This is a genomic window from Synechococcus sp. CBW1002 (assembly GCF_015840915.1).
GTDB lineage: Bacteria > Cyanobacteriota > Cyanobacteriia > PCC-6307 > Cyanobiaceae > CBW1002.
This window is the reverse complement of sequence record NZ_CP060398.1, coordinates 3,735,438-3,758,604: the sequence shown is the minus strand read 5'-3', so window position 1 is coordinate 3,758,604 and position 23,167 is coordinate 3,735,438. Positions and strand designations below refer to the sequence as shown.

Below are 23,167 nucleotides of genomic sequence, written 5' to 3'. Positions count from 1 at the left end.
CCACCCTCGCCGCCGCCGTGGCTGGTTGCTGTCCGGGCTGATCGCACAGGTGCTGATCGCACCAGTGCTTCTGGCCCCGGGTCTGGCGGAGGCGGGGCGCGCAGGCCTGCCGCCCCCCTCGGAGCTGTTGCTGCGCAGCCTGGAGCGCTTCGAGCGAGATGCCGCTGCCCTGGATCAGGTGGTGCCCGCCGATGCGGTCGACCCCGCCGCTCCGCCCGGCCCGGCCGGTGGCGATGGTCTCAGCCCCGCCGAGCGGGGCCTGCTTGAGCAATTGGCCGCCCCGGCAGCGGCAACGATTCCAGCCGCCGCCGCTGCCGTGACGATCGAGCAGGAGGCGCGCCTCAGCCTGCCCGTTGCCCTGGCGCTGGCCCTGCGCAACAGCCCGGCCCTGGCCCAGGAGGTTGCCAGCGTGCAGGAGCGCCGCCAGTGGCTCCGCTCGGTGCGCGGCCGCTTCTGGCCGGAGCTGTGGCTGGAGCTCGGCGGCGGCGGCCGCCAGATGGCCAGTTACAACAAGGTGTGGCAGGACAACGCTGGTCTTTACCCAGCCGGATCCCCCTTCCTGGTGGATCCAAACGGCTGGAACCGGATCCGGGAAAACCGGCTGCTGGGCACCGCCGCTCTGGCGCTGCGCTGGGACCTGGTCAACTTCGAGCGGGGCGCGGCTCTGGCGGAGAATCGCCAGGAGCTTGAGGCCGCTGAACACCGCTACGCCAACCGTCTGCGCCAGCTGCAACTGGAGGTGAGCCTCAGCTTCTATTCCCTCCAGCTCGCCCAGCAGCTGCGGCGAATCCGCCAGGCCGTGGTCGAGAGCGATCGGGCTGTCTTGGCGGAGGTGATCGCCCTGGAGGGCAGCGGCCTGGTGCCCCGGCTCGAGATCGGCTGCGGGCCGAGGCCTCCCTGCAGCAGAGCCGTTTCCGGTTGGCCCAGACCGAAGCCCAGTGGCGCAGCCGCCAGCGCCAGCTCAGCAACCTGCTGAACGTGCCCTTCACGGTGACGCTCACCACACCGGAGGCGGTGCGGCTGCAGCCCCCCTGGCCCCTGGATCTGGAGCGCACCGTGGTGGCGGGCTTCCGCGATAACCCGGAACTGCTCGCCCTGCAGGCTGCCCGTCAGGCCCTGCTGCGCCAGGCCGACCGCCGTGCCGCCGAGTTGCTGCCGCAGTTGCGCCTCTATGCCAGGGCCGGCTACGGCGAGGGGATTGCGGACAAACCCGAGATCGAGCTGCGCGGCTGCTGCGCGGCCACCAACATCCCGCAGCTCTATCAGCAGAACGGCGCCTGGGAGGCGGGGCTGGAGCTGCGCTGGCGCCTGTTTGACGCCGGGGTGAGCAGCGGAGCCGCCGGAGCGAGCCGAGCTGCCGCTGAACGCACCACCCAGGCGCTGGCCGAGGGGCGCAATGCCATTCGCCAGCGGGTGGAGGCCGCCTTCTTCGAACACCGCGCCGCCCTTGAGCAGATCCTGGCGGCACGGGCCTCCTATGGCTCCGCCCGCGAGGCCTTCCGGGATGTGCGGGCCCGCTACCAGCTCGGGCTGGCCAACTACACCGATGTGAGCGACACGATCCGCCTGCTCACCCAGGCGATGGAGGGGGTGGCCGAATCGATCACCCTGGCCAACGGCAGCTACGCCCAGCTGCTGCGGGAGCTGCTGCCGGTTCCGGATCAGCCCGGCGCCCCGGTGTCGTTGCCGCTGGTGCTGCCGGCCGCTGCCGCCGGGGAGTCGACAGGCTCCTGAGGCCCCTGCGGCGCCCTGGAGCGCTGGACGCGCCGCGTCTGCCAGGCCAGGAAGCGCCAGAGCAACAGCAGCAGCAACACCGCAAACCAGAACCACACCTCCGGAGCGTTGGCATGCAGCAGCACCACCAGCAGGGCGATCTCCACGATCAGCAGCGGCAGTTCCCGGCCCAGCGGCGAGTTGGACAGCTTCATGGCAAGGATCCCTTCTGGCGCAGGGCCGGCACGTCCTGGCGCTCCTGGCCGAGGTTGCGGTAGGAGCCGGTGAGATCGCGGAACACCGGTAGGAGATAGCTGATCGGCGTGCGCCATTCCACGTAGCCATGGGCCCGCAGGGTGAGCCCGGCCCGGATCGGGAACACCGTGCTGCCGCGTGAGAGGGTCCAGCGGTAACCGGCAGAGCTGGGGGCCGTGCTGTCGGGGTCAGTGCTGTTGGGGGCCGTGCGGTCGTCAGAGTTGAGCAGGATGTCGACCCGCATCACCGGGCCGCCTCCCCCCAGCGCCTCGGCCAGCTGGGGATTGCCCAGGGTGGTGTCGATATCCTCCCGGGTGGCCGGCAGCAGCCCCACCTGCTTCACCTGGCCGGTGATCCCCCCGAAGCGGCCTCGCTCATCCCAGTCGGGCACCACCTCCATCGGCAGCGGCGGCCGCAGCCGGCGGGCATCGGCCGGGGCGAAGTAGGCCACGGCCTTCAGGGGGCCCTCCTCACCCTCGGCCAGGGTGCCGAGCCGCTGGCCCGGTTTGACCGACTGTCCCCGCACCACCTGCAGATCCAGCAGGGTGCCATCACGATCCGCCAGCAGGGTGCTCTCGTAGGCCAGGCGGGCACGCAGCACCCGCAGGCTGCGGCGACTGTCCTCGATCCCGTAGCGGCGCCGTTGCCGCTCCGTTTCGATCTCGAGCTTCACCTTCTCGAAGGCATCAAGGGCCTCCTTCTCGCGGATGCGCACGGTCTCGATCGCCACCGCCAGCTGGGTGCTGCGGTCTTCGGTGGCCACCACCTCCTCGGCAAGGGGGGCGACCACCCGTCGCTGGGCCAGCAGCTGGAAATCGGCCGCCTTCTGGTCGTAGGTGCGGCGCAGCGCCCCCAGTCGCTCCTCCTCCCGCCGCAGGTTGGCCAGCGCCGTGTCCCGCACCCGCCCCGCCGCCGCCAGCCGGAGCCGGTCGCGGCGGCTCAGGTCGGCATCGATGCTCTGGAGCTCACGCAGATCCCGCTCCTGTCGCTGTACCTCCTGTTCCAGGGCCGGCAGGTCGAGGCGGAACAGCACGGTGCCGCGCCGCACCCGCTCTCCCGCCCGCACCGGGATGGCCAGGATCTGACCCTCAGCGCGGGCGTCCACCACCCGGGCGGCGTTGGGCACGATGAACACCCCCCGGCCCCGCACCTCGGTGGGCACCGGCCAGAACAGCACCCAGGCCGCCGTGAGCAGGGCGACCCCTCCCTGGGCCAGCAGCACCTGCCCCTCCGGATCGGCGACCTGGCGCCCCAGCCAACCGCGCGTCATCTGTCGCTGCTTCCGATTCAGAGGCCCGGGCTGCTCTGCATGATGCCGCCATCGGCGAAGATCGTGGTGGCGGTGATGTAACTGGCGTCGTCGCTGGCCAGGAAGGCCACCACATTGGCCACTTCCTCCGGCTGCGCCATGCGCCCCAGGGGAATGGCGGCATCCAGTTTGGCCAGCAGTTCCGGGTTGTTCATCGTGGAGTCGTTGATCGGGGTGGCCACAGCTCCGGGCCCCACGTTCACCAAGGTGATGCCGTGGGGGGCCAGTTCCAGGGCGGCGGTGCGGGTGAGCATGCGGACGCCCCCCTTGGCCAGGCAGTAGGGGGTGTTGTTCGGCATCGGCCAGTCTTCGTGCACCGAGGAGATGTTGATGATGCGGCCGCCGCCGCCCTGGGCGATCATCTGCTGGGCGGCGTACTGGGTGGCGAAGAACACACCGCGCAGGTTCACATCGAGCACCTTGTCGTAGTCGTCGGGTGTGGTGGTGAGAATCGAGGTGCGGGTTTCGATGCCGGCATTGTTGACCATCACATCCAGGCGGCCGTATTTCTCCACCGCTGCCTTCACCAGGCGCTGGAGATCGTCGAGCTTCGAGACATCCGCCTGCACCCCATAGCTGCTGCCGCCGAAGGCTCCGATCTCCCGTTCGATCTCCTCGGTGGCTTCGGGATGGGAGCGGTAGTCGATCACCACCTTGGCGCCGCGATGGGCCAGGGCTTCCACGATCGCCTTGCCGATGCCGCTGTTCCCGCCAGTGACGATCGCCACCTTCCCTTCCAACAGGTGGGCCAGGCTGCGGGCGGCTTCAGGATTGGCGGTGTTGGTCACAGTACCCACGGGTGACAGGGATGCCCTTGACGCTAAGCATGGGGCGATGGCGGAGACCACAATGGGCTCGTTGATGCTGGGTTCCGGCCTTCTGGTGCTGGCCTTTCTGGCCAACACCGCCCAGAGCGCCTTCGGCAAGGCCCTCGGCAGCGGCATGGGGGCGATGCAGTTCACCTGGCTCACCTTCGTGATCGCCCTTGGGCTGATCCTGCCCTGGCTGCTCTTGCGGGGCGGGCGGGATCTGCGCACGACCGTTCTGCATCTGCATGTGCTGCGCAGCTGCACCGGTCTGGCTGGATTCTTCCTGTTCATCACCGCGGCTCGGCTGGTGAATCTGGTCAATGCCAATGTGCTGCTGAACACCACGCCACTGTTCATCCCCCTGCTGGCCTTGCTGGTGCTCGGTCAGCAGGTGCCCCGCGCCCTCTGGGGGTGCCTCGCGATCGGCTTCGCCGGGATGGTGATCGTGGTGCAGCCGAATGCGTCACTGCTCACCCGTCCCGGTGATCTGCTCGGGCTGGCGGCCGGTCTGCTCTGCGCGGTGGAGTTTCTGGCCGTGAAACGGCTGGACCGCAGCGAATCGCCGCTCACCCAGATGGCCTACTTCCTGATCATCGGCAGCATCGGCGCCACCCTGGCGGTGCTCGGCCCCTTGCGGCCGCCAGGCGTTGGCGCAGCATTGCTCAGCGGTATTGACCCAGCGCAGTGGGCCACGGTCGTGGCCTCGGGAGCTTGCCTGGCCTGTTTTCAGTTCCTGTTGATCAAGGCCTACACCTATGCCGAACCGGGGGCGATCGGCGCTTTTCAATATTCCTCGGTCGTGTTTGCCGGTCTGATCGGCTGGATCTGGTTTGCCGAACAACCCACCCCACCGGTGTGGTTCGGCACCGCGCTGATCACCCTGGGGGGCGTGCTCAGCATCGTGCTGCAGCGGCCCGCCGTATCCGTTCACCCCGCGGCGGGCACCGAATCATGAGCCCCTCCATCTGCCCCCGGCCGCAGATCCAGTCCGTCGCCTTCACCTGCCGCGATGCCGAGCGCAGCGCAGCCTTCTTCTGCGACAGCCTGGGCTTCACGCTGCTGGGGCAGGACTGCATCCAGGGGGGCGCTGAGGCCGCATTGCTGGGGCTGGGCCAGGGCCAGCTGCGCCGCCTGCGGCTGGGGGTGGGGCAGGAGCGGCTGGATCTGCTGCAGGTGCTGGATCCCGGTGCGGGCCAGCGGCCAGGCCGTGCGATCCCTCCCGAATCGCGCAGCTGTGATCTCTGGTTCCAGCACCTCTGCCTGGTGACGCCCGATCTCGAAACCCTGCACGGGCACCTGCAACCGTTGCTGGCCAATGGCTCGCTCACGGCCGTGTCGGAGGCCCCCCAGCGCCTGCCGGACTGGAACACCGCCGCCGCCGGCATCCGGGCGTTCAAATTCCGCGATGCTGATGGCCATAACCTCGAGCTGCTGCAGTTCCCGGCCGGCAAGGGCGATGGCCGCTGGCACCAGCCTTGCCCCGGCCCCCTCCCGAGGCTGCTCGGCATCGATCACAGCGCCATCGCCATCGCGGACACGGCCCGCAGCCGCGCCTTCTACGCCGCCGTGCTCGGCCTGGAGGCGCTGCCCAGCGGCGACAACAGTGGCCCGGAGCAGGATCGGCTCGACGGCCTCCGGGAGACGAGGGTGACGATCACGCCCCTGCGCTGCCCACAGGGCATGGGCATCGAGACCCTGGATTACCAGCCGCCCAACCGGGGGCGGCCGATGCCGGCCGATCAGGCCCTGCAGGACCTGGCCCACTGGCACATCCGTCTGGCGGTCAGCGATCTTGACCCGGTGGCTGCCCAGGTGGCTGCTTACGGCGGCCAGCTGCTGTCAGCCGGGGTGCTCGACCTGGGCGAGGCTCTCCCCCCTTGGCAGCGGGGATTGAGGCTGGCTGATCCCGATGGCCATGAGTTGATTGTCTTGGAGTGAGCGTTTTCGGGGGGGGGGGCAGGGATTTCAGCGCAGCCGTTCGATCAGGTGATCCCCCACCCGCAGGGCGTTGGCGATGGCGGTGAGGGATGGATTCACGGCGCCGATGCTGGGCATGAAGCTGGTATCCACCACGTAGAGGTTGTCGAGCTCGTGGGCTTTGCAGTTCAGATCCAGCACGGAACTGGCCGGATCGGAACCGAAGCGGCAGGTGCCGGCCTGGTGCCCCACCGCCGCGATCGACATGGCGCTCTTGATGTAGATCTGCCGCTCCACCAGATGCTTGCGCAGGTAGAGGCGCTCCAGCAGGCCGGTGAGCCGGTCGGAGAGGTGCTTGGCGGCGCTCTGGTTGTTGGGCGTGTAGCTGAGGTGGATGTGGCCCTGGCTATCCACCGTGACCCGGTTGTCGGGGTGGGGCAGATCTTCCGAGGAGATCCAGAAATCGAGTGCGTGTGCCGCGATCCGGTCCATCGACCAGCCCGGCATCAGGAAGGTTTCCAGGGGCGCATAGCCCTTCATGATCGCGCCGTTCGTCTTGCCGGTCATCTGGATATTGCCCATCGGGTAGGCGAACTCGGCATCGCCGAGATACCAGTCGTTGATCGACACCGTTTTCTGAAACACGGTGGTGTTGGGCTCATGGGCCAGGGCCACCATCGCCTTGCTGTTGTGGAACATGTAATTGCGGCCCACCTGATCGGAACCGTTGGCCAGCCCCTGGGGGTGCTGGTCATTGGCCGATTGCAGCAACAGGCGGGCGCTGTTGGCGGCGCCGCAGCTCACCACCACCACATCGCCGCTCACCCGCATCGGCTCCCCATCCCGCTCAAGCTCCACCGCTGTGATGCTGCGGCCCGTGGCATCGGTGAGCAGACGCTGCACGTGGGCGCGGGTCAGCAACGACACCGTGGCGGCGGCCAGGGCCGGACGGATGCCGATCACCTCGGCATCGGACTTGGCGTGCATCAGGCAGGGAAAACCGTCGCAGCAGTTGCACTTGCGGCAGCGGCTGAAAGCCATGTTGGCTTCATCGAGCAGCACGCCGCTGGGGGCATGAAACGGATGCAGTCCCGCCGATTTCAGATCATCCACCAGCCGCTGCATGCGTGGCTCATGGGCCACCGGCGGATGGGGATAGGGACCGCTGGCGGGCGGCTCGGTGGGATCCTCACCGCGCATGCCGTGCACGTGATACAGCTGCTCGGCCCGTTGGTAGAAAGGCTCAAAGTCGGCGTAGCGCAACGGCCAGGCCGGCGACAGGCCGTCGTGATGGGTCAGGGCCTCGAAGTCCTGCTCCCGCAGGCGGAAGTGGGCGGCGCCGTACATCTTCGTGGCACCCCCCACCATGTAGTGACTGCCGGGTTGAAAGGGCTGGCCCCGCTTGTCGAACCAGGTGTCTTTCGAGACGTAACGGCCTTTCTGAAACACCTCCTCGGCATCCCAGTTCTGGGGCTCCTGCGGCAGCCAGTCGCCGCGCTCCAGCACCAGAATCCGCAGGCCAGTCGTCGCCAGATGGCGGGCCAGGGTGCCGCCACCGGCGCCGCTGCCGATGATCACCACATCGAAGTGATCGCCATTGTTCACGATCAACTGGCGCGGATCAGGCAGGGCTGAGGTGTGCAGGGACGGACCGGTCATCTCCATGGGAGCAGGGGGATCGGTGGAGAGGGAACAGTGCGGTGAGCTGAGGCTGCTCTGGCAGGAATGGTGGGATCATTGGGCTGTCCAGCTCAGCTCTCCGGATAGCGGGCCAGCTGTACCAGCATCTTGCAGACCATCGCCGTCCAGCCAGTCTGATGGGAGGCGCCGATGCCGCGGCCGTTATCCCCATCAAAGTATTCGTTGAACTGGATCAGGTCGCGCCAGCGGGGATCGTTGCGGAAGCTGGGCGTGTCTCCCCAGAAGGGCCGGGCGCCATCGTCTCCGAGCCGGAACAGGCCCACCAGGCGCTTCTCCAGCTCCAGCGACACCTGCCAGAGATTCAGCCAGCGCCCCGAGCGGGTCGGGAATTCCACCTGGAAACTGTCGCCATAGAAGTGGGCGAACTTCTGGAGTGCCTCGATCAGCAGATAGTTGATCGGCACCCACACCGGCCCGCGCCAGTTGGAATTGCCGCCGAACATCGCCACCGGACTGTCGGCCGGTGCATAGGCCAGGGTCTGGCTTTCACCAGCTTCGCAATAGGTGTAAGGGTGCTCGCCGTAGACCTTGGAGAGGGAGCGGATGCCGTGGGGTGAAAGAAATTCATCTTCGTCGAACAGCCGTTCGCAGATGCGCTGCAACCGTTCGCGGGGCACCAGGGCGAACAGGATCCGGTCGTTGTTCCAGAGGCCCAGATGCTCCGCCACCCAGGCCGGAGTGGTGCGCTCATGAATCAGCCAGGCCAGGGTGTTGCGCACATCCAGCACCGGCAGACGCAGCACGGTCTCCACATCGAAACTGGTCACGGCCAGCAGGGGGATCAGGCCGGTGATCGAGCGGCTGCGCAGATAATCAAAGCTGCCATCGGGCCGCTGGATCACGTCGTAATAGAAGCCATCCTGCTCATCCCAGCTGAGCACGCTGTTGTCGTCCTGGGAATTGAGCGCGATGGCGAGCTGCACATAATCCACCACGAAGCGCTCGCAGAGATCAGCCACATCCGGTTGCTCCCGGCTGAGTTCCACCGCGATCTGCAGCAGATTGAGGCTCAGCGAGGCCATCCAGGCGGTGCCATCGCACTGCTTGATGTGGCTGCCATCGGCCAGCGGGAAGCGTCGATCGAAAACGGCGATGTTATCGAGGCCCAGAAAGCCGCCGTCGAACACGTTGTCGCCGCTGCGGTCGTTGCGGTTGGCCCACCAGCCATATTCCAGCAGCAACTTGCGCAACGACCTGGCCAGGAAGGCTGAATCCGCTTCCTCGGTGTTCTTGCGATCGATCTGAAAGATGCGCATCGCCGCCCAGGCCCCGATCGGCGGATTTGGATCCGACAGGGCCCATTCGTAGGCCGGTGTCTGGGCGTTGGGGGCGGTGTAATGGGGGCTGCGCAGCAGCAGGCACTGCTCCTTGGCGGTGGTTGGATCAATGCCGGCGAAGGCCACCGCGTGGAACATCAGATCCCACTGGCAGAAATAGGGATACTCCCAGGCATCGGGCATCGCAATCACATCGTGCGCATGCAACCTCTGCCACTCGGCCGTGGCACTGCCCCAGCGCTGCGCCGGTGGGGGCGGCTGGGTCGGATCACCTTCCAGCCAGCGCAGCACGCTCCAGCCGTAGTACTTCTTGCACCACAGCAGACCGGCTGAAGCCGCCAGAAAGATGCGCCGGTCGTCGTCCCCGAGCCCGGGGGCGCACTGGCTGAAGTAGTCGTGCCATTGCTGCTCGCGCAGGTTCAGCAACCGCGAGAACTCCGCCCCAAAGGGATCCGGCGGCAAGGGATCGTGATCCGTCGAGTGCGGGTCGCTCGAAGCCGCGCTCGACGCGCCGTCGAGGGCCTGCAGCCGCAGATCCACCACCCACTCTTCGCCCGGTTCCAGCAGGCGCTGCAGCAGGATCGCCGCTTTGCTGCCACTGCCGGCCGGGTTGACGGCGCCCGTCTCGGCCGCGATCACATAGCGGTGAAACCCATCTTTCTGAAAGGGCGTTGGATTGGGCTTGCCGTACAGACGCGCGTGGTTGGTTTCGTTGTCGGTGAACAACCAGCGACCCGCTTCACCGCAGCGCAGGCCGTAGCGGCCCAGGTTTGGAATGGCCTCGCTGATCAGACCATCACCGCTGGCCTGCAGGCGATGCTCCACCTCTTCGGGATAGCCCCAGCTCCAGGTGTTACGCAGCCAGAGGGTGGGCAGCAGGGTCAGGGGCGCGGCCACACGGGCCCGGTTCACGGCCCGCAGGCGGATCAGGATGTCGGTGGCTGAGGCTTTGGCATAGGTGATCTCGAGATCGAAGTAGCGATCGTCCTCGAAGATGCCGGTGTCGATCAGTTCGTATTCCGGTTGATCGCGGCCGCGCCGGCCGTTCTCCTCCAGCAGCTGCTGGTAGGGAAACTGCCGCTGCGGATAGCGATACAGGCCCCGCATGAAGGCATGGGTGGGCGTGTTGGCCAGGTGGAAGTAGTAGTCCTTGATGTCTTCGCCGTGGTTGCCCTCCGGATTGCCGAGCCCGAAGGGCCGCTCCTTGAGGATCGGATCCACGCCGTTCCAGAGGGCCACCGAGAAGCAGAGCCGGCACTCGGCATCGCACAGCCCCAGCAGACCGTCTTCCCCCCAGCGGTAGACGCGCGAGCGGGCCTGGTCGTGGGGAAAGGAACGCCAGGCATCTCCATCGGCGGAATAGTCTTCCCGCACGGTGCCCCACTGGCGATCCGGCAGATACGACCCCCACAGATCCCAGGGCGCCAGTCCCTGATCCCGTTCAGCGATGCGGCGCGCCTCGCTCGCGTCGGAGTCGGCGGCCGTTGCGGTTGCGCTGGCCTCCGTCATCGCAGGCTGGCTTTGAGGCGATCGGCCAGGCGCAGGGCCAGGGCGATCACGGTGAGGCCCGGACCCACCGCCGGACAACTGGGCAGGATGCTGGCATCGGCGATCGAGAGGTTGGCCAGCTGATGGCAGGCTCCATCGAGATCCACCACCGACCGGGCCGGATCGCTGCCCATGCGGCAGGTGCCGCAGGCCAGACCCATCACACTCAGCGGCGCCTCGCCGCGGGGATAGATCGGCGCCGCCTGCACCACCGTGGTTTCGGGATCAGCCTCCACCTTCTTCATGGTGTCGAGCCAGCGGTACACCAGCCGGTCGTGGGCCTCCAGGTTGTTGGCCAGGTAGTTCACCTGCAGACTGCCGCCGCGGCGCAGGCTGATGCGGTTGTCGGGATCGGGCAGCACCGCGCTCATCGCCCACCAGCAGACCGAGCGCTTGGCCAGCCACTCGAGGGCGCTGTCCGGCAGCAGGCGACTCACCAGCGACAGCACCGGTGGTGATTCGGCGAAGAGCGTGTCCTGAAGTACGCCGCCGCCGTTCTGGATCGATCCCAGCGGGAACGAGACATTGCGATCGCCCCAGTAGTAATCCGTCAGGCCCAGGCTGGGCCCGTAGCTGCCGCTGCCGGGTTGGCTGGCGCGCTGCAGCAGGGCGCTGAGCTGCGGCTTCATCAGGTTGCGCCCCACCTGATCGGAGCCGTTGGCCAGGCCATCGGGATGGCGGTCGCTGATGGAGCGCAGCAGGATGGCGGGGGTGTTCACCGCACCGGCCGCCAGCACGATCTGATGGCCGCGGAACAGCCAGCGCTGGCCATCGATCAGGGCCTCCACCCCACGCACCTCGGTGCCGCTGGGGCTGACATGCAGTGTCTCCACTTCGGCGCCGTACCGCAGGGTGAAGCCCGACTGTGTGGTGGCCCGATCGATGCCGAACCGTTCGGCATCCCCGCTGGGATCGAGCGCCGAGGTGGACCAGCTCAGCGGCAGCGGGTAGGGATGCAGCCCCTGCCGCTCCAACCCCTGCTGCAGCTGCTCCAGCAGCGGATCGATCGGCCGGGGCGGGTGGGCATAGTCGCCCTGGCGTGGTGGTTCGCACGGATCGAGACCGGCGCGCCCATGGACGCGGTAGAGGGTTTCGGCGCGGTCGTACCAGGGGGCCAGGTCGCTGTAGCGCAGCTCCCAGTCGGGCGCGACCCCCTCCTGCAGGGGCAGCCCGCTGAACTCGGCCTCCCGCATCCGCTGCAGGGCACCGCCCCAGATCTTGGTGTTGCCGCCCAGGGCATAGACCATCTGCGGTGCGAACGGATCGCCGTCGCTGCCGAACCAGGGTTCGTCGGGGTGAAAGCGGGGCCGGCGGAACAGGTCCACATCGACCAGGTTCTGCTCGGCCAGGGGCAGGGGACCGCCCCGTTCCAGCAGCAGCACCGAATGGCCGGCGTCCGCCAGCTCACCGGCGAGGGTGCCGCCGCCGGCGCCACTGCCGACGATGACAACGTCGTAGAAGTGGTCGTCGATGATCATGAGCGCTGCCAGACGTAGATCAGAACGAACAGCACGATCCAGATCACATCCACAAAGTGCCAGAACAGCGAGACGGCCACCACGCCGGTTTCGCCCTGGTCATAGTTGCCGGGGCGGAACGAGCGCTGCAGCATCAGGCCCATCAGCAGGATTCCCGTGATCACGTGCAGGCCGTGAAAGCCGGTGAGCACATAGAAGGTGCTCCCAAAGATGCCATCACCCAGACCGAAACCGAGGTGGAGCCATTCCACGGCCTGGCCATAGACGAAGAAGCTGCCCATCGCCATGGTGAGCAGCCACCACAGCCGGAAGCCCACCAGCTGCTGGCGCTTGAGGCAACGCTCCGCCAGCCAGGCCACCCCGCTGCTGCTCACCAGCACGACCGTATTGAGCAGGGGCTCGCGGATCTCCAGCCCCTCCACCCCAGCCGGTAACCACACCGGCGACGACATCTTGAACACGGCGTAGCCGGCGAACAGGGCAAGAAAGATCACGCTCTCCGAGAGCAGGAAGATCACGAACCCGGTCAGGGTGTGATTGGCATGGCCGTGATGCGAGCCGCTCGCCGCGGCGGGGTCGTCGGCAGGTAAGGGTGAGGAGAGGGTCATCGATCAGGCCTCCAGGGCGCGGGCGACATAGTGCGCTTCGTTCTCGACCAGGGGCTTGTTCAGGCCATAGCCGTAGGGGCCGCTGATCACGGTGGGAACGTCGTCTTCGAAGTTTTCAGCTGGCGGTGGTGAGGGCAGCAGCCACTCCAGCCCGATCGCCTGCCAGGGGTTGGGTGGCGCCTTCGGTCCGCGCGCCCAGGAGCTGACGATGTTGAGGATGAACGGAATCATGGCTACCCCCAGCAGGAAGGCACCGAGGCTGGCGAGCACGTTGGCGAAGGCGAACTCCGGGTCGTAGGAGGCCACCCGGCGGGGCATGCCCATCAGCCCGGCCCAGTGCATGGGGATGAAATTGAGCTGGGCACCCACGAAGGTGAGAGCGAAATGGAGTTTGCCGAGGCCCTCATAGGTCATGCGGCCGGTGAATTTGGGGAACCAGTGGTAGATGCCGGCATAGACCCCAAAGGTGATGGTGGAGAAGATCACCGTGTGGAAATGGCCCACCACGAAGTAGGTGTTGCCCACATGAATATCCACCGGCACGGTGGCCAGCATCACACCGGTGATGCCGGCGAAGATGAAGTTCACCAGGCCGCCCAGGCAGAACAACATCGCCGTGGTGAGCCGCAGCTTGCCGCGCCAGAGCGTGGCGATCCAGGCGAACACCTTGATGCCGGTGGGAACGGCGATCAGCATGGTGGTGACCATGAAGAGGTTGCGCATCCACTGCGGTGTGCCGCTGTAGAACATGTGGTGCACCCACACGATCAGGCTCAGCACGGTGATGCCGAAGGAGGCGATCGCCACCACCTTGTAGCCGAACAGGGGCTTGCGGGCGTAAACGGGGAACAGTTCGGAAAAGATGCCGAACACCGGGAGCACCATCACGTAGACGGCGGGGTGGGAATAGAACCAGAAGAAATGCTGATACAGCATCGGATCCCCGCCCCCTTCCGGTCGGTAAAAGCTGGTACTGAAGCTGAGATCGAACAGCAGCAGCACCGCCCCGGCAGTGAGCACCGGCAGCCCCACCAGCTGGATGGTCTGGGCGGCCATCGCCGTCCAGCAGAAGATCGGCAGGCGGAACCAGCCCATGCCCGGGGCCCGCATGCGGATGATCGTGGTGACGAAATTGATTGCCCCCATGATCGAGGAGATTCCCGACAGGGCCACCGCCAGGATCCAGAGGAACTGGCCGTTGACAAAGTGGCCGAGCGGGTTCTGGATGCTCTGCGGCGGATAGGCCCACCAGCCCGAGCCTGAGGGTCCACCGGGCACCAGAAAGCTGGCCATCAGAATCACGCCGAAGACGGGAAACAGCCAGAAGGCCGCGGCATTCAGGCGGGGAAAGGCCATGTCCGGCGCGCCGATCATCGGCGGGATCAACAGGTTGTTGAAGCCGTTGAGGATCGGAAACAGGAACAGGAACAGCATCACTGTTCCATGCATGGTGTAGAGGCCGTTGTAGACGGATGGATCGACCAGATCCGCCGGTGGTGTGATCAGCTCACCCCGCATGATCATCGCCAGCACACCCCCCACCAGCAGATAGAACAGGGCTGTGGCGATGTACTGGATGCCGATCACCTTGGCATCGGTGTTGAAGCTGAAGAATCGCTTCCAGTTGTCCGGTGCTCCCGGCACTGGATGGGGTGTCTTGAGAACCCGCGGATCGAACGAGACGGAGGACGACATGGTGGCAGGCTCAGGACACATGAACGGCGGCGGGATCGGTACTCACATGCACCAAGGGGGGTGGGGCCGGCGGCACGGTGGCCCAGCCGCGATCTCCCTCGGCCAGTCGCTTCTCGTAGAGCAGGCGGGCCTCGTTGTAGCCAGGTTTCAGCGGCTGCCGGGCGGCCTGCTCCAGCCAGCGCTGGAAGTTGGCCTCGCTTTCCACCACCACGTCGGTCTGGTTGGAGGAGAAGTAACCACCGCTGAACATCGAATCGCGCAGCCGGTAACGGCCCTCGCGGGTGGGGATGAGGCTGTAATCGATCACGCTGCCGGGGATCATGTCCTGCTTCAACCGGAAGGCCGGGATGAAGAAGCCGTGGATCACATCCGTGGCGATCAGGTGGAAGCTGGAGCGCAGGTTCAACGGCAGGTGCAGTTCGGTGCTGTGCACGCCGTTGGGATAGACGAACTCCCACGACCACTGTCGGCCGATCACCTCGATCGGGCCGAAGCCGCCGGCTGCTGCCACGCCACCCGGCTCAGCCAGCGCCATGGCTTCGGCCGTGCCGGTGACGCGCACCTTGCCGCCGAGGGTGGCGAGGGTGTCGCTGACGCGGATGGCGTGCCAGGCGATCAGCATCACGATCACCAGGGGAATGATCGTCCAGGTGATCTCCAGCCGCAGGTTCCCCTCGATCGGGTCACCGTCGTCCATGTCGTATTTGGGGGCACGGTTGAACAGCAACGTCCAGCCGATCACGGACACGCACCCCAGGAAGATGAAGGTGCCGATCCCCGTTTCCAGGGCGAAGAGATCGTCCACGTAGGGCGCCGCCGCTGATGCTGGCAGCGGCAGCCACTGGTGCGACCAGTCGGCCATACGCAGGCTGGCGACCCCATCGAGCAGCAGCGCGATCGCCACCAATCCCAGGGTCCTGGGGCGGAGCGGGCCAGCGCTGGCGGCGGAGAGGTCGGTCATGGCGGGGCGGGACTGGGCGGAACTGAACGGGGCGAGGTTTTGGGGGTCAGGCGGGGATCAGGGCAGCCCCTCACCCAGGGCGAGACCCGCCGCCAGCAGTTGATCGGCGGTGACGTGCACGCCGAATTCGGCGGCCAGTTCGGCGCCGAGGGTGCCGTGCAACCCCAGCACCGCAAACAGGCCCAGGCCGACCAGCAGGTAGCTCCATTGCACCTGGCGGCCCAGGTCCTGGCGCCAGCGAAAGCGCTGCAGACCCCGCCAGATCGTCATCGCCACGATCACCAGCAGCAGGGCCACGCCGCCGACGCCGTGCCACACCATGGTGGCCATGCTCTGCAGGCCAAGGGCGCTGGTCACATCGGGCAGCGGCACCGCCAGCAACATCTCGCCGAAGCCTGCCGCCACGGTGAAGAAGCTGAGCACCGCACAGGCCAGCAGGTTGTACCAGCCCACATCGTGAAAGCCGGAGCGCGTGATCGGCAGCGCCAGGAAGCGGAACACACGCTTCTCAAGGGGATAGAGCGCACCCACCACATCAAAGGCAATGGCGATCACGAACAGGCCGATCGTGAAATGCACCAAGGTGGGGTGAATCGGAATCGCATAGGGCAGCCCGTTCGGCCCCAGGCGTGCCGCAATCTGCTCGATCGGTGGTGGTTCGGGCAGGTAGAGAAGGGCCATCAGATCTGGGCGGCGCGCAGGGCTTCCACCACCTTCACGGTGTGCAGGCCGTAGATCCAGATCAGCTGGTTGCCCAGGGTGACCTGTACGGCCACGAGCACACCGAGCACGGCGCCAGCTCCGAGAAACGGCAGGGGCAGGCTGCGGGGATCCCGGCTGCGGATCACGTAGCGCCAGGCGGACAGCACCGCGAGCACGGCGGCCAGCGACCAGCCGATCGTGCTGTGCAGATTGAGGATGTCGCGCGAGGCGCCGTAGGGCGAGGCCAGGCCAGCCTCGATCTGGCCGAAGATGATCGCCACGAAGATCGCCACCGTGGCGACCAGCAGATTCCAGAAGCTCACCTCGAACAGGTTGGGCCGTCTGGCGAACACGCCGATGAAATCAAAGATCACGCTGATCACCGCCATGGCGATCACGAAATGGACAACGATCGGATGGATCGTGTCCATCCAGGGGAGGTTGTGATCGTTGAGGGGGGGCAGCAGCTCGAGCATGCGGACAGCAACGGGCCAGCATTACATCCAACCTTGCGCGGAGCTGGCAAGAAGCGCGGGCTCTGTGATGGATTGCGACAGTTGCATCGGCATTTGCACACCGAAAGTCGCGATGGCCGCGATTAGCTTTTCAAGACGCCGTTGTTGATTGCTGTGGCTGCTCCCGCCTCTCCCCTGCTGCGCTGGATCACCGCCGGACTGCTGTTTGCAGCGGCCGGTCTGGCGATTGTGCTGCCCTTCGTCTCCGCCACCCTGCTCACCATCGGCATCGGCGGTGTGGCCATGGCGGCCGGTATCTCCCAGTTTCTGCGCATCAGTGGCGTGCCCACCACCCAGGCCAAGGTGCTGCGCGGTCTGTCGGGCCTGCTCTATCTGGCCGGTGGCGTGTGGATCCTCTTCTTCCCTGTGAGCAGCGAAGTGAGTCTCACCCTGTTCGTGGGTTTCCTGCTGGCCTTCGAGGGTGTGATGGAGCTGGCAGCGGCGGCCGGCAGTGCGGCTCCGGCCCGCGGCCTGGTGCTGCTGGATGGCATCGTCACGGCGATCCTGGGGGTGATGCTGATCGCCGAATGGCCGGCCGACAGCCTCTGGGCGATCGGCACCCTGTTCGGTATCGCCCTGGCCTTTTCCGGGGTGAACCTGCTCACGGCTGCCCCTGCCGCTGAGTAAGGGAAGGCATCGGCGCAAGGCTGACTGAGCCAAAGCTTCAGGGCCGAATTCAGTCTGAGCTGCAGACCAGTGGATCTTCACTCCGCCACAGCGGCTCCTTCGGGGCGGCGCGGATCCGCGACCCCGAGGCTGCCGCCACCGGCTGCCTTGGGCACCACCTCCACGCTGTTGGCCGATCCCATCGCCGCCGTCTTCACCACGTGGTGGCCCAGCTTCTCGAGCAGATCGATCGTGTCTGGGCTGAAGCCCTGCTCCAGGCTGATCTGATCGGGCCAGAGCTGGCTGTGCAGCCGCGGTGAGGCCACTGCCCCGGCCAGGTTGAGCCCGAACACCAGGCGATTGAGCAGTACCTGCAGCACTGTGGTGATGATGCGGCTGCCGCCGGGGGTTCCGGTGGCCAGCCAGGGCTCCCCATTGGCGCGGAACACCAGGGTGGGGCTCATCGAGCTCAGCGGCCTTCGGCCTGGGGCGATGGCGTTCGCCTCGCCCTGCCGCAGCCCGAAGGCATTAGCCGCACCGGGCAGGGCGGTGAAATCGTCCATTTCATTGTTAAGCAGATAACCCGCGCCCGGCACGCTGACACCGTTGCCGTAGGCGAAGTTGAGCGTGGTCGTGAGGGCCACCAAGCCTCCCTGGGCGTCTGCCACCGAGAGGTGGGTGGTGTTGGTTCCCTCCCGGCCCAGGGCTGGTTCGGCCGCCAGCTCCGCCGCGGGCCGGTGCCGTCGCCCGTTGATGCTGCGCCGCTGGGCGGCGAGCCGAGCCGGATCGAGCAAGCGATCCAGGGGCACCGCCACCTGATCGGGATCGCCGAGCAGGGCGTTGCGGTCGCTGAAGGCCAGATTCATCGCTTCCACCATCGGGTGGATCGTGGCGGCACCATTGAGGCCGCTCGCTTCGAGATCCAGCGGTTCGAGCAGCTTCAGCAGTTGCAGCAGGGTCACGCCGCTGCTGGGGGGCGGCTGGGTGAGCACGGTGGCACCGCGGAACTGCGTGCTGAGCGGCCGCACCAGCTGGGCCCGGTAGGCCTGCAGATCGTCGTGGCGGATCAGGCCACTGCGCTCGCGCATCAGGGCCACCAGGTTCTCGGCCGTGGGCCCCCGGTAGAAGCCGCGCTCCCCCTCGGAAGCGATGCGGCTGAGGGTGTCCGCCAGCTCCGGCTGGACCAGCAGCTCCCCCGGCGCGAGGGGGCGCGGTGCAGCGGCAGGGTGGGAAGTCGAGGCCGGCGCATTCGCCCCGAAGAACAGGCGCCGGGAGGTGGGATCGGCCTGCAGCAGCGGGGCGGCAGCGGTGAGGGAATCGCTCAGTACCCGGCCGACCCGGAAACCCTCTCGGGCGAGGTCGATCGCTGGTGCCAGAACGTTCCGCAGCGGCAGGCGGCCATAGCAGTGCTGGGCCAGGGTCAGGCCCGCCACCGTGCCGGGCACACCGGTGCTGAGCAGGCTGCGGGTGGCCCGCTGCCGGTCCACCGTGCCATCGGCGCGCAGGAACAGGTCGGGCCGGGCCGCCAGGGGCGCCTTTTCGCGGAAATTCACTGCCACGGCAGTGCCACCCCCCAGACGCAGCTCGGGATCGCGCTCCAGCGGGCAGCCACGGGCCGCTGCCGGTGAGGCTCCGGGTAACCAGAGCACCAGGAAGCCGCCGCCGCCGATGTTGCCCGCCTGGGGCAGGGTCACCGCCAGGGCGAAGGCCGTGGCCACCGCCGCATCCACCGCATTGCCCCCGGCCCGCAGGGTCGCCGCACCCACCTCCGAGGCGAGGCGGTCCTGGCTGGCCACCACCCCCCGCGGCGACCAGAGCGGATAGAAGCGCTGCCGTCGCTCCTGCAGATCGGCGGCGGCCGGCTGGGGCGGGCCCGGAACGGCAGCGGCGAGCCGAGTCGATTGTTCAAGGGCTGAGGCCGAGCCGATTGGCTGGCCCAGAAGGGCCAGGACGCCTGCCGCTGCCAGAACGCCAGTCGAAGGGCGAATGCCGCCTCGGAGCTGGGCTCGGCGGTTGCCCTCTCGGAGATGGTGATGGGGGGAGGGCCCGGGTGAGCGGTGCATCAGACGTCTCCCTGCTCCATGGCGCCAAAGCCGCCGCCGCCCGGAGTTTCCACCACCAGCCGATCGCCGGGCTCCACGGCAAGCTCAGCGCAACCGGCCACGGCCTCCAGGCTCCCATCGGCGCGCCGCAACCGATCGGTGCCGCACAGGCCCGGCTGTCCGCCCGCCAGGCCGAAGGGTGGCACCCGCCGCGAGCCGCTCAGCAGCGACACGGTCATCGGCTCCAGGAAGCGCAGGTCGCGCACCACCCCATCCCCGCCGGGCCAGTGGCCGGCACCCCCGCTGCCGCGGCGGATCGCAAAGCGCTCCAGCAGCACCGGGTAGCGGTCTTCCAGGATTTCCGGATCGGTGAGGCGCGAGTTGGTCATGTGGCTCTGCACCGCCGCCGCTCCGGCGAAGCCCCGCCCCTGACGATCGATGCCGGCACCGGTGCCGCCACAGATGGTTTCGTAGTACTGGCAGCGGTCGTTGCCGAAGCTGAGGTTGTTCATCGTTCCCTGCGCTGCTGCCATCACGCCCAGGGCGCCGAACAGGGCATTGGCCACCGCCTGGGAGGTTTCCACATTGCCGGCCACCACCGCCGCGGGCGGCTGCGGATGGAGCAGGCATCCCGGTGGCACCACGATCTCCAGGGGCTCGAAGCAACCCTCGTTGAGCGGAATCTCCTCCCCCACCAGGCAGCGGAACACGTAGAGCACCACGGCCCGGGTCACGGCCAGGGGCGCGTTGGCATTGTCGGGCTGCTGGGGGGAGGTGCCGCTGAAATCCACCACGGCCCGGCGGGCCTGCCGATCGACCCGAACCGCCACCTGAATCTGGCCGCCGTGATCGAGTTCGACCCTGTGCTGTCCGCCCTGCAGGCTCTCCAGCAGGCGGCGCACCGCTGCTGCGGCGTTGGCCTGCACATGCCCCAGGTAGGCCTGCACCTCCTGCAGCCCCTCCCGCTCGATCAGGCTCTGCAGCTCCCGCACCCCCAGCTGATTCGCCGCCACCTGGGCCTGCAGATCGGCCAGCAGCTGGCCGGGGTTGCGCACCGGTGGTGTGGCACTGCCCAGCCGCTCCTCCCAGGCCGCTCGATCAAAGTGGCCGCCCGCCAGCACCGGCACGTTCCGCAGGAGCACGCCCTCCTCGCCGATGCTGCGGCTGAAGGGCGGCATCGATCCCGGCGTGATGCCGCCCACATCGGCGTGGTGGCCGCGGCAGGCCACGAACAGGACCGGCGCGGCACCGCCCGCTGCCCCGGCGAACACCGGCGTCACCACGGTGATGTCCGGCAGGTGGGTGCCGCCGTCGTAGGGGTCGTTGCTGGCGATCGCATCGCCGGGGCGCAGGGGTGGCAGGCGACCCTCAGCCACGGCCCGCAGCAGGCTGAGCACGCTGGCGCCCATCGAGCCCAGATGCACCGGGATGTGGGGGGCGTTGGCCACCAGCCGCCCCTGGTGATCAAACAGGGCGCAGGAGAAATCGAGCCGCTCGCGGATGTTCACCGACTGGCTGGTCTGCTGCAGGCGCACCCCCATCTGCTCGGCGATGGCGGCGAAGCGGTGGTTGTAGAGCTCCAGCCGCACCGGATCGGCAGCTGCCCTGAGCTCGGCTTTCGCCGTGGGGGCTGCCGGATGGGCGGGCTCGGCTGCTGAACCGCTGGATGCTGGCGAGGCGGACGCGATCGCCTGCAGCAGCAGCTCGCCTCCGGCCAGTGTTCGGGCTGACCAGCCGGGTTCGAGCACCACCATGCCGGTGGTCTCGGCGATCAGGGCCGGGCCGTTCAGGTCACCGCCGCCCTTCAACTGGTGGCGTTGCAGCAGCGGCACCCGGCACCAGCCCTGGGCCGGCAGATACAGCCGTGCGGTGTCTGCGTCCTGATCGGGTTGTGGATGGGGCTGCGTTGCTGGCTCAGACCCGGACCAGGGCCCGAACGCGGATCCGGACTGGGACTTGATCTCAGACTTGGTTTTGGACTTGGTCTCGAACTTGGTTTCTGACTTGGTCTCGGCTTCGGACCGGCCTGAAGGCTGGCCTGGGCTGCTTCGATCTCGGTCCACAGGCCCGGCGCTGGCTGGCTTCGCTGAACCCCGACCACTCACCACCTCCAGCTCCAGCAGCTCCACCATCAGGGGCAGTTCAGGCATCAGGGGCAGTTCAGGCAGGGGCAGTTCAGGCAGGGGCAGATCAGGGGCGTTCGCCTCCTCCGCCCGCTCCTCCAGGGGTGTTGTCGAGGCTGCCGAGCTCCCGGGCACATAGCCGAAGCGCCGTTGGTGGGCGGCGATGAAGCCGCGCCGCAGCCCGGCCAGGTCGTTGGGCCAGCTCAGCCGCAGCCCCTGCTCACTGCCCGGCAGCCGCAGCTCCAGCTGCACCTCCACCGCCAGATCCACGAGGGAATCGCCAGCGGCCTCGAGCCGGGCCCGGCCCTGGGCCAGCAGCTGCTCCGCGTGGCCGGGCAGTGCCTCGAGCAGGGCGGCATCGAGGGGTTGGCGCAGGTTCCGCTGCAACAACTGCCGTTGTTCGGCCAGCCCGATGCCATAGGCCGACAACACGCCGGCGAGGGGGTGCAGCAGCACCCGGCGCACCCCCAGAGCTTCCGCCAGGCGGCAGGCATGCTGACCGCCGGCGCCGCCGTAGCAGACCAGCACCGCCTGACGGATGTCGTGGCCGCGTTGGATCGAGATCCGCCGGATCGCCTCAGCCATCCGCTCGATCGCCACCGCCAGCGCGCCCTCGGCCACCGCTTCCGCCGTGTAGGCCGTACCCATGCAGGCGGCGCCCATGGCGGCCGCCAGAGCCGCAAACCCCTGCTCGACCACGCCCCGATCGGGGGGCTGGTCGCCATCGACGCCGAACACCGCCGGAAAGTGCGTCGCCTGCAGGCGACCGAGCAGCAGGTTGGCGTCGGTCACCGTGAGGGGGCCGCCGTTGCGGTAACAGGCCGGACCCGGATCGGCGCCCGCCGAGCGGGGCCCCACCTGCAGCCGCTCGCCGTCGTAGTGGAGCACCGACCCGCCACCGGAGGCCACCGTGTGGATCGGCAGCCGGGGCGCCTGCAGCAGCAGGCCGCCGATCTCGGTCTCGGCGCTCCGGTCCCAGGCCAGGGCGCCACGGCCGGGATCGAAGTGGAACACATCGGTGGAGGTGCCGCCCATGTCGAAACCCACGATCGGGCTCGATCCCAGCCCCGCCGCCTCGGCCACGCGCACGGCACCCACCATGCCGCCGGCGGGGCCGGAGAGGATCGTGTCCTTGGCATGGAGCTGGCGTGGCGCGGCCAGGCCCCCGCTCGACTGCATCACCCGCAGGCGCGTGGCCGTGCCCAGGGCCGCCTCCACCTGGGCCAGATAGCTGCCCAGCACCGGGGCGATGCTGGCCTCGGCCAGGCTGGTCTGGCAGCGAGGCAGCAGCCGGGGCTGTGGACTGAGCCGATGGGAGAGCACCACCGGATCGAAGCCGAGCTGCTCCAGCCAGGCCCCCAGCCGCCTTTCGTGGTCGGGATTGCGCACGCTGTGGAGCAGGGCCACGGCACAGCCGCGGATGCCCTCGGCCAAGGCGGCACGCAGCTCCGCTTCCAGGCGTCCATCCAGCTGCAGGGGGCGCAGCTCCGCTCCCGATGCCGTGAGCCGACCCTCCACGGCGATCACCCGCTCCAGCAGGGGCTCGGGCCGTACGATCCGCAGCGCGAACAGATCCGGCCGGTGCTGATCTCCGATCCAGGGCAGGTCGCTGAGGCCCTGGTTGATCAGCAGCACCGCCGGCTGGCCGCAGCGCTCCAGCAGGGCATTGGTGGCCACGGTGGTGCCCAGACGCACCTCCTCGATCAAGCCGGCGGGGATGGGCGCCTGCTCCGCCAGCTCTGCCATCTGCCTCAGGGCCCGCACGGCGGGATCGCCCCGGCGGTGGGGCTGCACCGACAGCACCTTGGAGACGTGCAGCTGGCCCTGGGGATCGCGGCCCACCACATCGGTGAAGGTGCCACCCCGGTCGATCCAGAACCGCCAGCCGGAGGCGGGCTGATGCGTCAT

18 protein-coding genes are annotated in these 23,167 nt (G+C 67.9%); 5 read left to right on the top strand and 13 right to left on the bottom strand.

Features of this window, described 5'->3' with window-relative positions; all coding sequences use genetic code 11:
- Window positions 1–49: 49 nt before the first annotated feature.
- Window positions 50–976: a TolC family protein gene (locus H8F24_RS19815; RefSeq protein ID WP_231597963.1), complete on the top strand. Its 927-nt coding sequence runs from the start codon at window positions 50–52 to the stop codon at window positions 974–976.
- Entirely contained in the window at window positions 919–1,734 is an 816-nt protein-coding gene (locus H8F24_RS19810) for a TolC family protein (RefSeq protein WP_231597962.1), read from the top strand. The genes H8F24_RS19815 and H8F24_RS19810 overlap by 58 nt, the downstream gene beginning before the upstream one ends.
- Here H8F24_RS19810 and H8F24_RS18430 read toward each other — a convergent pair.
- Genes H8F24_RS18430 through H8F24_RS18420 form a run of 3 tightly spaced genes read right to left on the bottom strand, consistent with a single transcriptional unit; the run spans window position 1,662 to window position 4,074 of the window.
- A complete protein-coding gene (locus tag H8F24_RS18430) occupies window positions 1,662–1,928 on the bottom strand; it encodes a hypothetical protein (protein WP_197159374.1) in 267 nt (88 codons plus the stop codon). The genes H8F24_RS19810 and H8F24_RS18430 overlap by 73 nt on opposite strands.
- Window positions 1,925–3,238 carry an NHLP bacteriocin system secretion protein gene (locus H8F24_RS18425; protein ID WP_197170478.1) on the bottom strand — a complete coding sequence of 438 codons (1,314 nt, stop codon included), beginning with the start codon at window positions 3,236–3,238 and terminating at the stop codon, window positions 1,925–1,927. Before H8F24_RS18425 ends, H8F24_RS18430 begins: the two co-directional genes overlap by 4 nt.
- A 17-nt stretch (window positions 3,239–3,255) precedes the next feature.
- Window positions 3,256–4,074, bottom strand: a complete 819-nt coding sequence (locus tag H8F24_RS18420; RefSeq protein WP_370594773.1) for an SDR family NAD(P)-dependent oxidoreductase — start codon at window positions 4,072–4,074, stop codon at window positions 3,256–3,258.
- Between the two features lie 37 nt (window positions 4,075–4,111).
- On the opposite strand from H8F24_RS18420, the gene H8F24_RS18415 reads away from it, so the two are divergent.
- Window positions 4,112–5,041: a DMT family transporter gene (locus H8F24_RS18415; RefSeq protein WP_197156444.1), complete on the top strand. Its 930-nt coding sequence runs from the start codon at window positions 4,112–4,114 to the stop codon at window positions 5,039–5,041.
- Window positions 5,038–6,024, top strand: a complete 987-nt coding sequence (locus tag H8F24_RS18410; RefSeq protein ID WP_197170477.1) for a VOC family protein — start codon at window positions 5,038–5,040, stop codon at window positions 6,022–6,024. The genes H8F24_RS18415 and H8F24_RS18410 overlap by 4 nt, the downstream gene beginning before the upstream one ends.
- A 27-nt stretch (window positions 6,025–6,051) precedes the next feature.
- On the opposite strand, the gene H8F24_RS18405 is transcribed toward H8F24_RS18410, so the two are convergent.
- The 8 genes from H8F24_RS18405 to H8F24_RS18370 form a co-directional block, all read right to left on the bottom strand.
- Window positions 6,052–7,662: a GMC family oxidoreductase gene (locus tag H8F24_RS18405; RefSeq protein WP_197170476.1), complete on the bottom strand. Its 1,611-nt coding sequence runs from the start codon at window positions 7,660–7,662 to the stop codon at window positions 6,052–6,054.
- A 92-nt stretch (window positions 7,663–7,754) separates the two neighbouring features.
- Window positions 7,755–10,490, bottom strand: a complete 2,736-nt coding sequence (locus H8F24_RS18400; protein WP_197170475.1) for a glucosidase — start codon at window positions 10,488–10,490, stop codon at window positions 7,755–7,757.
- Window positions 10,487–12,007: a GMC oxidoreductase gene (locus H8F24_RS18395; RefSeq protein WP_197170474.1), complete on the bottom strand. Its 1,521-nt coding sequence runs from the start codon at window positions 12,005–12,007 to the stop codon at window positions 10,487–10,489. Before H8F24_RS18395 ends, H8F24_RS18400 begins: the two co-directional genes overlap by 4 nt.
- Window positions 12,004–12,615, bottom strand: coding sequence for a heme-copper oxidase subunit III (locus H8F24_RS18390; RefSeq protein ID WP_197170473.1), 612 nt, complete (start codon window positions 12,613–12,615; stop codon window positions 12,004–12,006). Before H8F24_RS18390 ends, H8F24_RS18395 begins: the two co-directional genes overlap by 4 nt.
- Before the next feature lie 3 nt (window positions 12,616–12,618).
- Window positions 12,619–14,310, bottom strand: coding sequence for a cbb3-type cytochrome c oxidase subunit I (locus H8F24_RS18385; RefSeq protein WP_197170472.1), 1,692 nt, complete (start codon window positions 14,308–14,310; stop codon window positions 12,619–12,621).
- Between the two features lie 10 nt (window positions 14,311–14,320).
- Complete coding sequence (locus tag H8F24_RS18380) at window positions 14,321–15,271, bottom strand: cytochrome c oxidase subunit II (protein WP_197156430.1); 951 nt, start codon at window positions 15,269–15,271, stop codon at window positions 14,321–14,323.
- 57 nt (window positions 15,272–15,328) lie between these two features.
- On the bottom strand, window positions 15,329–15,952 hold the full coding sequence (locus H8F24_RS18375) for a DUF2231 domain-containing protein (protein ID WP_197156428.1): 624 nt from the start codon (window positions 15,950–15,952) through the stop codon (window positions 15,329–15,331).
- On the bottom strand, window positions 15,952–16,449 hold the full coding sequence (locus tag H8F24_RS18370) for a DUF2231 domain-containing protein (protein WP_197156426.1): 498 nt from the start codon (window positions 16,447–16,449) through the stop codon (window positions 15,952–15,954). Before H8F24_RS18370 ends, H8F24_RS18375 begins: the two co-directional genes overlap by 1 nt.
- Before the next feature lie 141 nt (window positions 16,450–16,590).
- On the opposite strand from H8F24_RS18370, the gene H8F24_RS18365 reads away from it, so the two are divergent.
- Window positions 16,591–17,115, top strand: coding sequence for an HdeD family acid-resistance protein (locus tag H8F24_RS18365; protein WP_231597961.1), 525 nt, complete (start codon window positions 16,591–16,593; stop codon window positions 17,113–17,115).
- Window positions 17,116–17,192: 77 nt separating this feature from the next.
- Here H8F24_RS18365 and ggt read toward each other — a convergent pair whose 3' ends face one another.
- Window positions 17,193–19,157, bottom strand: a complete 1,965-nt coding sequence (ggt, locus tag H8F24_RS18360) for a gamma-glutamyltransferase (RefSeq protein ID WP_197170470.1) — start codon at window positions 19,155–19,157, stop codon at window positions 17,193–17,195.
- Complete coding sequence (locus H8F24_RS19805; protein WP_231597960.1) at window positions 19,157–23,167, bottom strand: hydantoinase B/oxoprolinase family protein; 4,011 nt, start codon at window positions 23,165–23,167, stop codon at window positions 19,157–19,159. Before H8F24_RS19805 ends, ggt begins: the two co-directional genes overlap by 1 nt.

Coding starts and splice junctions, on each gene's coding strand:
- H8F24_RS18405 (WP_197170476.1), bottom strand. CDS start 7,662: ATGACCGGTCCGTCCCTGCACACCTCAGCCCTGCCTGATCCGCGCCAG.
- ggt (WP_197170470.1), bottom strand. CDS start 19,157: ATGCACCGCTCACCCGGGCCCTCCCCCCATCACCATCTCCGAGAGGGC.
- H8F24_RS19805 (WP_231597960.1), bottom strand. CDS start 23,167: ATGACGCATCAGCCCGCCTCCGGCTGGCGGTTCTGGATCGACCGGGGT.
- H8F24_RS18410 (WP_197170477.1), top strand. CDS start 5,038: ATGAGCCCCTCCATCTGCCCCCGGCCGCAGATCCAGTCCGTCGCCTTC.
- H8F24_RS18380 (WP_197156430.1), bottom strand. CDS start 15,271: ATGACCGACCTCTCCGCCGCCAGCGCTGGCCCGCTCCGCCCCAGGACC.
- H8F24_RS18415 (WP_197156444.1), top strand. CDS start 4,112: ATGGCGGAGACCACAATGGGCTCGTTGATGCTGGGTTCCGGCCTTCTG.
- H8F24_RS18390 (WP_197170473.1), bottom strand. CDS start 12,615: ATGACCCTCTCCTCACCCTTACCTGCCGACGACCCCGCCGCGGCGAGC.
- H8F24_RS18430 (WP_197159374.1), bottom strand. CDS start 1,928: ATGAAGCTGTCCAACTCGCCGCTGGGCCGGGAACTGCCGCTGCTGATC.
- H8F24_RS18385 (WP_197170472.1), bottom strand. CDS start 14,310: ATGTCGTCCTCCGTCTCGTTCGATCCGCGGGTTCTCAAGACACCCCAT.
- H8F24_RS18400 (WP_197170475.1), bottom strand. CDS start 10,490: ATGACGGAGGCCAGCGCAACCGCAACGGCCGCCGACTCCGACGCGAGC.
- H8F24_RS18425 (WP_197170478.1), bottom strand. CDS start 3,238: ATGACGCGCGGTTGGCTGGGGCGCCAGGTCGCCGATCCGGAGGGGCAG.
- H8F24_RS18370 (WP_197156426.1), bottom strand. CDS start 16,449: ATGCTCGAGCTGCTGCCCCCCCTCAACGATCACAACCTCCCCTGGATG.
- H8F24_RS18395 (WP_197170474.1), bottom strand. CDS start 12,007: ATGATCATCGACGACCACTTCTACGACGTTGTCATCGTCGGCAGTGGC.
- H8F24_RS18375 (WP_197156428.1), bottom strand. CDS start 15,952: ATGGCCCTTCTCTACCTGCCCGAACCACCACCGATCGAGCAGATTGCG.